This is a genomic window from Streptomyces sp. NPDC002144 (genome assembly GCF_053593695.1).
In genome coordinates, this window is the sequence record NZ_JBSFDB010000113.1 from 1 (window position 1) to 11,707 (window position 11,707).

The 11,707-nt window shown below is 73.4% G+C and carries 6 protein-coding genes; all 6 read right to left on the reverse strand.

All coding sequences use genetic code 11. The features are described 5' to 3' along the window. A partial coding sequence (locus tag ACWCQ1_RS50900) for a biotin carboxylase N-terminal domain-containing protein (RefSeq protein WP_451029989.1) occupies window positions 1-299 on the reverse strand: 299 nt, incomplete at its 3' end. Window positions 300-316: 17 nt separating this feature from the next. Then, the gene (locus tag ACWCQ1_RS50905) at window positions 317-514 is read right to left on the reverse strand and encodes an acyl-CoA carboxylase subunit epsilon (protein WP_133050181.1); all 198 of its coding nucleotides are present in this window, start codon (window positions 512-514) and stop codon (window positions 317-319) included. 16 nt (window positions 515-530) lie between these two features. Beyond that, a complete protein-coding gene (locus tag ACWCQ1_RS50910) occupies window positions 531-2,081 on the reverse strand; it encodes an acyl-CoA carboxylase subunit beta (protein ID WP_451029985.1) in 1,551 nt (516 codons plus the stop codon). 56 nt (window positions 2,082-2,137) lie between these two features. Beyond that, window positions 2,138-3,568, reverse strand: coding sequence for an FAD-dependent monooxygenase (locus ACWCQ1_RS50915; protein ID WP_451029986.1), 1,431 nt, complete (start codon window positions 3,566-3,568; stop codon window positions 2,138-2,140). A gap of 31 nt (window positions 3,569-3,599) precedes the next feature. Then, window positions 3,600-9,158, reverse strand: a complete 5,559-nt coding sequence (locus tag ACWCQ1_RS50920) for a type I polyketide synthase (protein WP_451029987.1) — start codon at window positions 9,156-9,158, stop codon at window positions 3,600-3,602. Between the two features lie 44 nt (window positions 9,159-9,202). Next, window positions 9,203-11,707: type I polyketide synthase (locus ACWCQ1_RS50925; protein WP_451029988.1), on the reverse strand; the 2,505-nt coding region annotated here is incomplete at its 5' end.

The window sequence follows — 11,707 nt, forward strand, 5'->3', positions numbered from 1 at the left end:
ATCAGGCCCGCGTCCAGCACCGCCTGCGCGAAGTCGGCGTTCTCCGACAAGAAGCCGTAGCCCGGATGGACGGCGTCCGCGCCCGACTCCCGGGCGGCGTTCAGGATCTTGTCGATGACCAGGTAGCTGGTGGCCGGAGTGTCACCGCCCAGGGCGAACGCCTCATCCGCGGCGCGGACATGCGACGCGTCCCGGTCCGGGTCGGCGTAGACGGCCACGCTCGCGATGCCGGCGTCCCGACAGGCCCGGGCCACGCGGACAGCGATTTCGCCACGGTTGGCGATGAGCACCTTGCGCATCCCGCTCCTTCGCGCGCTCATGACGCGAACCTCCAGGAAGCGGCAGGGGCCGGGTACGCGCGACCGCCGCGGCTCCAACTGGCCTGCCGTGCCGGAGGATCCGGCTGCTCGGCGGCAGCCGCGTGGCCGTGCTGCTGTCCGATCGACAGCAGCACGGCCAGTACCGCGGCCAGTTCCTCCTCGCTGGGTTTTCCGTGCACGACTTTCACGTTCATGTGTCCACCTTTGTTCTCACACCGGGAGGTTGCCGTGCTTGCGGGACGGCAGGTCGGCGTGCTTCATCCGCAGCATGTCCAGGGAGCGGATCAGCACCAGCCGGGTATCGCGCGGGTCGATCACGTCGTCGATCAGACCGCGCTCGGCCGCGTAGTAGGGGTGCATCAGCTCCATCCGGTACTCGTCGATCTTCCGGCGGCGCATCGCTTCGGGGGCGTCCGCGCTGTCGATCTCACGGCGGAAGATCACGTTGGCTGCGCCTTCGGCGCCCATGACGGCGATCTCGTTCGACGGCCAGGCCAAGGCCACGTCGGTGCCGATGGACCGGGAGTCCATGACGATGTACGCGCCGCCGTAGGCCTTGCGTACGACCAGGGAGACGCGGGGGACCGTGGCGTTGCAGTACGCGTAGAGCAGTTTGGCGCCGTGCCGGATAATGCCGCCGTGCTCCTGGCTGACGCCCGGAAGGAAGCCGGGGACGTCCACCAGCGTCACCAGGGGGACGTTGAACGAGTCGCAGGTGGAGACGAAGCGGGCCGCCTTCTCGCTGGCGTGGATGTCGAGCACGCCGGCGAGGGAGGACGGCTGGTTGGCGACGATGCCGATGACGTGCCCGTCCAGGCGGGCGAGGGCGCAGATGACGTTGGTCGCCCAGGCCGCGTGGACCTCGAAGTACTCGCCGTCGTCGACGATCTCCTCGATCACGGCCCGCATGTCGTAGGCCTGGTTGGGGTCCTGCGGGACGAGGTCCAGCAGTGCGTCGTTGCGCCGGTCGACCGGGTCGGACGTCGGGACCACGGGGGCGAGTTCGCGGTTGTTGGCGGGCAGCAGCGACAGCAGGTAGCGGACCTCTTCCAGGCAGCTCTCCTCGTCGTCGTAGGCGAACTGCGCCACACCGGAGACGGAGGCGTGCACGTCGGCGCCTCCCAGGCCGTTCATCGTGACCGATTCGCCGGTCACCGTCTGCACCACGTCGGGCCCGGTGATGAACATCTGCGCGGTGTCGCGGACCATGAAGACGAAGTCGGTCAGGGCGGGGGAGTAGGCGGCGCCGCCCGCGCAGGGACCGAGCATCACGCTGATCTGCGGGATGACACCGGAGTTGCGGGTGTTGCGCCGGAAGATGCCGCCGTACCCCGCGAGGGCGGTGACTCCCTCCTGGATGCGGGCTCCCGCACCGTCGTTCAGACTGACGAGCGGGGCTCCCGCTGCCTCGGCGAGGTCCATCAGTTTGTGGATCTTGGCGGCGTGGGCCTCGCCCAGAGCGCCGCCGAAGACGCGGAAGTCATGGGCGTAGACGAAGACGGTCCGGCCGTGCACGGTGCCCCAGCCGGTGACGACGCCGTCCGACGGGTGGCGTTTGTCCTCCAGACCGAAGCCCGTGGCGCGGTGCCGGCGCAGGGCCTCGATCTCCTGGAACGAGCCCTTGTCCAGCAGGAGTTCGATGCGCTCGTGGGCGGTCAGCTTGCCGCGGGCGTGCTGCCTCTCGGTGGCCCGTGGATCGGGACCCTGCCGCGCCGTCTGCTTCAGGGAGTGCAGTTCGTCGAGGCGTTCCTGGGTCTTCAAGCCATGCTCCTTCTCGGCGTGGAGTGCCGGCTTCGGCACCGAAGCGGTCGTGTCGGTCAAGCCGCGCTCTTGGCGAGCAGGCGTTCGGCGTGTTTCCAGTCGGCGGAGGTCGTCCCGCTCGCGGCCACGTATCCGTCCGGTCGCAGGAGTACGAAGCCGTGGCTCCCCCGCTCGACGTGGCGGTGGCCGACCAGGCCGGGCCGTCCCGCGGCGAGGGCCAGGCCGCGCAGCTTCGCTCCGCGGTTCCCGCGGGTCACCAGCCGGTAGCGGTCCTCGGCGATGGCCGAAGCGGACCAGTGGGACGAACGGGTGCCCGGACGCGGCAGCCCGTGCCCACCCGCTCCGCCGGCGGGATAGCGCACCCGCCAGCCGGCCAGCAGTGGGGCGAACCAGCGGCGCAGGACACCCAGGGACTCCAGCGTGGCCCAGGCCGAGTTGCGTACCCGGGCGGCGGCGGGGCCCAGCGTGAACACCCGTAGGAACCGGTGGGTGTTGCGGACGATCTGCTCAGCGGCGGACCGCCGTTCGGTGCCGTAGCTGTCGAGCACGGCGGGGGCGAGCTTGCCGTCGATGACTCCGGCAAGTTTCCAGACGAGGTTGTGCACGTCCTGGAATCCGAGGTTGAGGCCCTGTCCGCCGAGTGGCGAGTGGGTGTGGGCGGCGTCCCCGGCCAGGAAGACGCGCCCCTCCCGCAGCCGGTCGGCGATCCGCTCCTGGCTGCTGAAGCTGTTGACGGTGTCGAGGGAGGCGACGCGCAGTCCGCCCGGCCCGCGCTCGTCCAGGATCTGCTGCACCCCGTCCTCGGTGAGCGGGTGGTCGGCCGGGACGGCTCCGGAGACGCGCACCCGGCCGCCGGGCAGCGATGCGAAGACCACCGAGCCGGAAAGGCCCAGGAAGTAGTGGACCGCGTCGTCCGCAGGGAGCCCGTCGATCCTGCCCTCGGCCAGCAGAAAGTTGACGGGGACCGGGCTGCCCGCGAAGCCGATGCCGAGCTGCTCTCGGATCCTGCTGCGCACACCGTCGGCGGCGATCAGCCAGTCGGCCTCGATGCGCTCCACGCCGTCCGGGCCGTGCGCCTCCACGGCCACGAGGTCGTCGTAGGGGATGGTCCTGGTGACCTCGACGCCGCGCTCCACCCGGCCGCCGACCTGCTTGAGACGGTGCTCCAGCAGCTCGCAGGTGGTCTCCTGACGGAGCATCAACGGCTCGTTTCGCGCGCCGAGTTCGATGCGCAGAGTGCGGCCCGAGGCCAGGTGGTACTCGTTGGCGCGGATTCTGAGCCCCCGCTGTGCGGCCTCCTCCAGGATCCCCAGCTCCCGGAAGATCCCCAGGGTCGGCGCGTGCAGCTGGACGGCGCGCGATCCGCGCTGCGGTCCGTCCTGCGCCTCCAGCAGGCGGGCCTGGATGCCGCGTTGCCACAGCGCACAGGCCGCGGCGAGGCCGACCGGGCCGGCTCCCACGATCACCACTGTTGTCCTGCTCGTCATGTCGCCCTCGCCTCCGCTCGTTCCTGGGGATTCACGCCGGCTCCCGGCTGCCGAGGGCGGCGAGCCACGTGATGACGGCCTCGGCCGTCGCGGGCGCGTGCTCCTCGATGATCGAGAAGTGGTCACCGGGGACGCCCCTGACCTCGTGCTGCGGCTGCCAGGACGGCCGGGGCGCTCCGGGCGCCGTGCCCGGCAGCGGGTCGGCCGGGCGAACCAACAGGGTCGGGGTCTTGACCGGCGTGGGCCGCCAGCCGTCCAGCAGCCGCAGATAGCCGCCCATCGCGACCAGTTCCGTCTCGTCGACCGGACCCAGCTCCCCCAGCCTGCGGACCATTCCGGCAAGCAGCGCCGGGGTGGCGGCCCGCAGTCCCGGGTCGCCGGGCGCGTACGTGTCCAGCAGGACGAGCGCCTCCGGGAACACCCCGGCCGCCTCCAGCAGCCGGGTGGCCTCGTGGGCGACGATGCCGCCGGAGGAGTAGCCGACCAGCAGGAACGGACCGCCGTCCGCGCTGCGGCGCGCTGCCTGCGCCGCGGCCTCGGCCAGCGCCTCCGGCGTTGCGGGCAGCCGCTCCTGCGGCCTGAAGCCGGGCAGCTCCAGCGCCAGTACGTCGTGGCGGCCCGCGAAGGGAGCGGCGAACCGGGCGTACTGGTGCGGGCCCGAGGTCGCCAGCACCGTCGGGAAGCACAGCAGCCTCGGCCCGGCCTGGCCCTCCGCGAGTCGTACCGGGCGCGGAAGGTCGTCCGGACCCGGCACGGTGAACGAGGCCCGCCGGCGTGCCGCTTGGGCCAGCCGGTCCAGGGCGGCGGCGCCATCGCCGTCCGTGAGCGCCGCCGCGAGATGGCCGGGTGTGCCGTCGTTGGCGGGCGCCTCCGTGAGCCGATCGGCCGGCACGGCGGCGGTGGTGCCGTCCATACCGTCGCCGGCGAGTTCCTCGGCCAGATGGCGGGCCAGCGCCTCGGGTGAGCGGCAGTCCAGGATCGTCCGGGCCGACAACTGGAGTCCTGTCGCGGCGTTGACGCGGTTTCGCAGGGCGACGGTTGTCACCGAGTCCATGCCCAGCTCCAGGAACTCGCGCCGGGCCACGACCGCGCCGGGATCGGCGTGCCCGAGGACCGCGGCGACCTCCGCGCGGACCAGGTCCAGCAACAGCTCGCGCCGCCGTGCCGCGGGCAGTCCCGCCAGCCGGACCGGCAGGTCCGCCGCGCCCCCCGCCGCCGCGGACGAGCCGCGAGCCTGCCGCACCTGGGCGATCTCGGAGACCAGCGGGCTGGGCCGGGTGCCGTCGAAGACCCGGGTGAACCTGCCCCAGTCGACGTCGGCGAGCACGATCGACGCTGCGGAGAAGTCCAGGGCCCGTTCGAACGCGGCGGCCGCCGGTTCCGGGCGCAGCAGGGGCAGCCCACGGCGGCCCAGCCTCTCCCGGCGGGACTCCTCCAGCTCCCTCCCCTCCGCGTCGGCGGGTTCGCTGCGCCACACGCCCCACGCCTGCGCCAGCGCGGGCAGGCCCAGGGCGCGGCGGTGGGCGGCGAGGGCGTCCAGGTGCGCGTTGGCCGCCGCGTTCGCGGCGAGACCGAGGCCGCCGCCGAACGTGCCGGTCACCGAGGAGAACAGCACGAACGCCGACAGGTCGGCCCCGGCGGTCAGCTCGTGCAGGTTCCGGGCGCCCAGCACCTTGGCGCGCAGCAGACGCTCCAGTTCCGGCACGGTCAGGCTGTCCAGCGGGGTGTCCTCGAGGAGGCCGGCCGTGTGCACGACGGCGGACAGCGGCGCGTCCTGCGGAAGGCCGGCCAGCACCCCGGCGAGCGCCGCTCGGTCGGCCACGTCGCACACGACGACCGTCACCTCGGCGCCCAGAGCCGCCAGTTCGGCCTCGGCGGCGGCGATCAGACCCGCCTCGGTGCCCGGCTGGGCGGTCAGCAGCAGTCGCGGACCACCCGCTTCGGCGAGCAGCCGCGCGATGTGCGCGCCGGGCCCGGTGACGCCGTCGGTGACGAGCCAGGTGCCGCGCTCGGCGGACAGCTTCCGCACGTTCGCGGGCGAGGAGGCCGGCACCAGCCGGCGCACATACACGCCCGCGGACCGCACGGCGGCCTGGTTCTCGCCGCCGGGCGCCGAGAGCAGGGCGGCCAGGCGGGACAGCGCCCGCTCGTCGGGCTCCTCGGGCAGGTCCACCAGACCGCCCCATGTCTGCGGCGTCTCCAGTGCCGCGACCTGCCCGAGTCCCCACACCTGGGCGTGCTCCGGGGCCGCGACCCGGTCCTCCGGTACGGCCTGGACCGCACCGCTCGTCACGGTCCACACGGGGACCGCCACGTCGGCGTCGGCCAGGGCTTGCAGCAGCAGCACCGTCCCTCCGAGGCCCGCGGACACCACCTCGCCCTCTTGCGGCGACAGCGGCAGCAGGGACACGACACCCTCGGGCGCCACGCCCTCCAAGGATGCGGCCGCCGCACCGATGCGCCGCGCGAGTCCGTCCCGGTCGTCGTCGGCCTCGACCGTGACGGCGACAGGACGCGCACCCGACCGCGTCAGCAGCGCGGCAAACCGGGAGGACAGGCCGTCGGCCGCGGGATGCGCGGGCCGCACCAGCAGCCAGGGCCCGGACAGCGCGGCCGGCGCGGGCTCGGCGGCGGGCCGCCACACCACCTGGTAGCGCCAGGAGTCCACGGCGGACAGCTCTCTGCTGTCCCGCCGCCACGAGGACAACGCCGGCAGCAGCTCGGCCAGGGCCGAGGTATCCGTCAAACGCAGCGACGCGGCCAGGGCCCGCAGGTCGCCGCGCTCCACGGCGTCCCAGAAGGCGGCGTCCACCGCGTCGTCGCTGCCCGCGTGCTCCGCGGCCGGTTCCACCCAGTAGCGCTGCCGCTGGAAGGGGTAGGTGGGCAGCTCGACCGTGCGGCGCCTGGTGCCGATCACGGCCTGCCAGTCGACCGGCAGGCCACCCACGTACGCCTCCGACAGCGAGGTGAGGAACCGCTTCAGGCCGCCGCTGCCACGCCGCAGTGTGCCGGTCACCAGGACGTCGGCGCCCGCGTCCTCGACGGTCTCCTCAACCCCGAGCGTCAGCACCGGGTGAGCGCTGGACTCGACGAAGACATCGTGGCCGTCGTCGAGGAGCTTGCGCACCACCGGCTCGAAGTTCACCGGACGGCGGCAGTTCTCGAACCAGTAGTCGGCCGTCAGCTCGTCGCCCCGCAGGACCTCGCCCGTCACGGTCGAGTACAACGGCACGCGGCCCCGCCGGGGGCGTACGAAGGACAGCAGCTCGCCGATGCGGCCGCGCAGCCGGTCGACCTGCGGGGAGTGCGAGGCGACCGTGGCGGGCACCACCCGGGCTCGGATGCCGCTCTCCGTCAGCGCCGCCACCAGTTCCTCGAGCGGCTCGGGCGCGCCGGCCACGGTCACCAGGCGCGGGCTGTTGACGCCCGCGACGGCCAGCCGGTCCCCGTACGGCACCAGCCACTCCTCGACCTCGCGCCGGGACAGCGCGACCGACGCCACGGCGCCGCGCCCCACCAGCTCGTCGGCGAACAGCTGCGAGCGGAGCACCACGATCCGCGCCGCGTCCTGAAGCGTGAGCGCGCCGCAGACGCAGGCGGCCGCGATCTCGCCCTGCGAGTGGCCGACCACCGCGTCCGGCTCCACACCGTGCTGCCGCCACAGCTCGGCCAGGGACACCATCACCGAGAAGAGCACCGGCTGCACGACCTCGATCAGCTCCAGCGACGGCGCACCCGGGCGCGCCCGTAGGACGTCCTCGACCGACCAGCCGACGTGCGCGCCGACGGCGGCGTCACAGGCGCGCAGCTGCTCGGCGAACACCGGTGCCGAGTCCAGCAGTTCCACGGCCATCCCGGCCCACTGCGAGCCCTGGCCGGGAAAGACGAACACGGTCTTTCCGCGGTCCTTCGCCACCCCGGTGGTCAGCTGTGCGCCGGCCTCGCCGCGGGACAGGGCCGCAAGTCCGGCGTCCAGTTCGTCGACGTCCGAGCCCAGGACCACCGCCCGCTGCTCCAGCGCCGAGCGGGTCGTCACGAGCGAGTGGGCCACCTCCGCGGGTGCCGCCTCCTCGGACCCGGAGCGCAGGTGGGCGCGCAGCCGGGCCGACTGTGCGCGCAGGGCGGCCTCACCGCGAGCCGACAGCACGTACGGCACGACCGCCGGGTCCGCCGCAGCGGGTTCCTCGGACGGCTCGGCAGGCACCCCCTGTTCGAGGATGACGTGGGCGTTGGTGCCGCTCATGCCGAACGCCGAGACACCCGCCCGGTGCACCCGGCCCGTCCGGGGCCAGGCCCGCTGCTCGGTCAGCAGCTCGACGGCGCCCGCGTCCCAGTCGACGAACGGGGAGGGCTCGTCGGCGTGCAAGGTGCGCGGCAGCAGGCCGTGCTCCATCGCCTTGACCATCTTGATGATCCCCACGACACCGGCCGCGGCCAGCGTGTGCCCGACGTTCGACTTCACCGAGCCCAGCAGCAGCGGCCGTCCGGCGTCCCGGCCCTGACCGTAGGTGGCGAGCAGGGCCTGCGCCTCGATGGGGTCGCCGAGCCGGGTGCCGGTGCCGTGGGCCTCAACGGCGTCGATGTCGGCCGGGCCGAGCCCGGCATTGCTCAACGCGCTTCGGATGACGCGCTGTTGGGAGGGCCCGCTGGGGGCGGTGAGGCCGTTGCTGGCGCCGTCCTGGTTGACGGCGCTGCCGCGGACCACCGCGAGTACCCGGTGCCCGTTGCGGCGGGCGTCCGACAGCCGTTCGACGACCAGCACGCCGACCCCCTCGGCGAAGCCGGTGCCGTCCGCCCCGGCGCCGAACGCCTTGCAGCGCCCGTCGGGCGAGAAGCCGCGCTGCCGGCTGAAATCCACGAACCCGGTCGGTGTGGCCATCACGGTGACCCCGCCGACCAGCGCCAGCGCGCACTCGTCGCGGCGCAGCGCCTGCGCGGCCAGGTGCAGAGCCACCAGCGAGGAGGAGCAGGCCGAGTCGACGGTGACCGCCGGCCCCTCCAGACCGAATAGGTACGCCACCCGGCCCGACAGGACGCTGGTCGCGGACCCCGTCATCCGATAGGCCTCGATCTCCTCCGGCGCCGAGGCCAGCAGCACCTGGTAGTCGGAGGTGACACAGCCCGCGAACACGCCGGTGTCGCTGCCGCGCAGGCCCGCCGGATCGATCCCGGCCCGCTCCAGGGCCTCCCAGGACGTCTCCAGGAACAGCCGCTGCTGGGGGTCCATGGCGAGCGCCTCGCGCGGCGAGATCCCGAAGAACTCCGCGTCGAACTCGGCAGCGTCGTACAGGAATCCGCCCCGCCGGGTGTACGACTTGCCGGGCCGGTCGGGCTCGGGGTCGTACAGGCCGTCCACGTCCCAGCCGCGGTCGGCTGGGAACTCGGAGGTGGCGTCGGTGCCGTTCGCCACCAGCGTCCACAGGTCCTCGGGTGAGCGGACCCCGCCGGGCAGCCGGCAGCTCATGCCGACGACGGCCAGGGGCTCGTTCCACGACTCCTCGGCCTGCTTGAGCCGTTGCCGGGACTCGCGCAGCTCGACCGTCACCCGCTTCAGATACTCCCGGAGTTTCTTTTCGTCAGACTCAGACATCGCGTTCCTCGCTGGTTCAGGGGGTCGGTGACCGTCCGGAAGAGTCAGGACGAGCCGAGTTCGGAGTCGATGAGGTCGAACAGGTCGTCGCCGTCCGCGTCCTCGAGCCGGTCCGCGAGGTCGTCGCCGTCCGCAGTGGGCGTGGCCGGGGCGTCCAGCCGGGACAGCAGCTCCTGCAGCCGGGCCGCGGCCCGCTCCCGCACACCGGCGTCGTCGGCGGCTGCCAGGGCCGCGCCGATCCGGTCGAGTTCACCGTCCACGTCGACGGTGACGGCGTCGGACCCGCCGAGCTCCTCCGCCAGGTGTGCCGCGAGCGCCACCGGCGTCGGATGGTCGAACGCCAGCGTCGCGGGCAGCGTCAGCCCCGTCGCCGCGGCCAGCCTGTTGCGCAGGGTCACGGCGGCGAGGGAGTCGAAGCCGAGATCCTTGAGCTGCCGGCGCGGCTCGACGGCTTCCCTGCCTTCGTACTGCAGCACCTCGGCGATCTCGGCGCGCACCAGGTCCAGGACCCGGCGCTCCCGGTCGGCGGGGGAGAGGCCGGCCAGCGCGGCCGACAGGTCCTCGGCCGGCTCCGTCCGGAGCGGGGACTCCGTCTCGTGTGCGGGAGCCGTCGGCGCGGAGTTCCGGCGCCGCCAGGCAGACAGCACCGGCAGCACTTCGCCGAGCGCCTGCTCCTGTGTGCCGAGCGTCGCCGCCAGCGACCGCAGGTCCTCCTGCTCGACCGCCGCCCAGAACCTTGCCTCCACCGAACCGGCCACCGGTGCAACGGAGTTCGCGTCCGCCTCCATCCAATAGCGGCGCCGCTGGAAGGGGTACGTCGGCAGCTCCACCGGCCGCGCGCCCGAATCGGCGTACACCGCCCGCCAGTCGATGTCCGCGCCCCGCACGTACGCGGTGGCGACTGCGGCGGCGAACGTCTCGGCCTGCGGGCGGCCGCGGCGCAGCGCCGGGACCAGCGCGGCCGCCTCCGGCCGCGCGGCCAGCGACTCCTGTGCCAGTGCGGTCAGTACGGCGTCCGGACCCAGCTCCACGAAGGTCGTCACGCCCGCCTCCACGAGCGCGGTGAGCCCGTCGTGGAAACGGACGGCTTCCCGGGCGTGGCGCACCCAGTACTCCGGCGAGCACAGCTCCTCGGGCTCGGCCGGGCGGCCGTACAGGTTCGACACCACCGGTATCTGTGGTTCGCGCAGAGACAGTTCGGCCACGACCGACCGGAACTCTTCCAGCATCGGCTCCATGAGAGGCGAGTGGAAGGCGTGGCTGACCCGCAGCCGGCGCGTCTTGACACCGCGCGCCGCCAGTTCGTCCTCGACGGCGGTGACGGCGGCCTCGATGCCCGAGATCACCGTGGAGGCGGGCCCGTTGACGGCGGCGACGGCCACCTCGTGCTCGCGCCCGGCCAGCAGCGGCGCGAGCTCCGTCTCGCCGGTGAGGGCGGAGAGCATCGCGCCACCGGGCGGCAGCGCCTGCATCAGCCGGCCGCGGGCGGCCACCAGGGTGCACGCGTCCGCCAGCGAGAGCACCCCGGCCACGTGCGCGGCCACCACTTCGCCGATCGAGTGCCCCATCAGATGCCCGGCGCGCAGCCCCCACGACTCGGCGAGCCGGTACAGCGCCACCTCGATCGCGAACAGGGCGGTCTGTGTGTAGAGCGTCTCGTCGAGCAGCCCGGCCTCAGCCGAGTCCTCCGCCGCGAAGACGACCTCCATCAGCGGCCGGTCCAGGTGCCTGTCGAAGGCCGCGCAGACCGTGTCCAGCGTCTCGGCGAACACCGGGTACACCTCGTACAGTTCGCGGCCCATGCCGGCCCGCTGGCTGCCCTGCCCGGTGAACAGGAACGCCAGCGCCCCGTCGGTCTCTCCGTACGGCCCGCGCACCAGCGTCGGCGCGGAGTCACCGCCCGCTAGCGCCTCCAGGCCCTTGAGCAGCCCGTCCTCGTCGGCCGCCGCGACCACCGCGCGCACATCGAGCTGTGCACGCGTGGTCGCCAGCGAGAACCCGAGGTCGCGGCCCGACACAGTGCCCAGCACCCCCGCCAGCCGCTCCGCTTGGACAGCCAGCGCCGACGAGGAACGGGCCGACAGCGGCAGCACCGTCACCGGCAGGGGAGCCAGCTCGGGTTGGGGTTCGTCGGTGGGGGGTGCTTGTTCGAGGATGACGTGGGCGTTGGTGCCGCTGATGCCGAAGGAGGAGACGGCGGCGCGGCGGGGGCGGCCGGTGTCGGGCCAGGGCTGGGTCTGGTTGAGGAGGCGGACGGCGCCGGTCTCCCAGCCGATGAGGGGGGAGGGTTGGTCGGCGTGGAGGGTGGGGGGGAGGAGCCCGTGTTGGAGGGCCTTGACCATTTTGATGACGCCGCCGACGCCGGCGGCGGCCTGGGTGTGGCCGATGTTGGATTTCAGTGAGCCGAGCCAGAGGGGTTGTTGGTGGGTGTGGGCTTGGCCGTAGGTGGCGAGCAGTGCCTGGGCTTCGATGGGGTCGCCGAGGCGGGTGCCGGTGCCGTGGGCCTCGACGGCGTCGATGTCGGCGGGTGTGAGGCCGGCGTTGGTGAG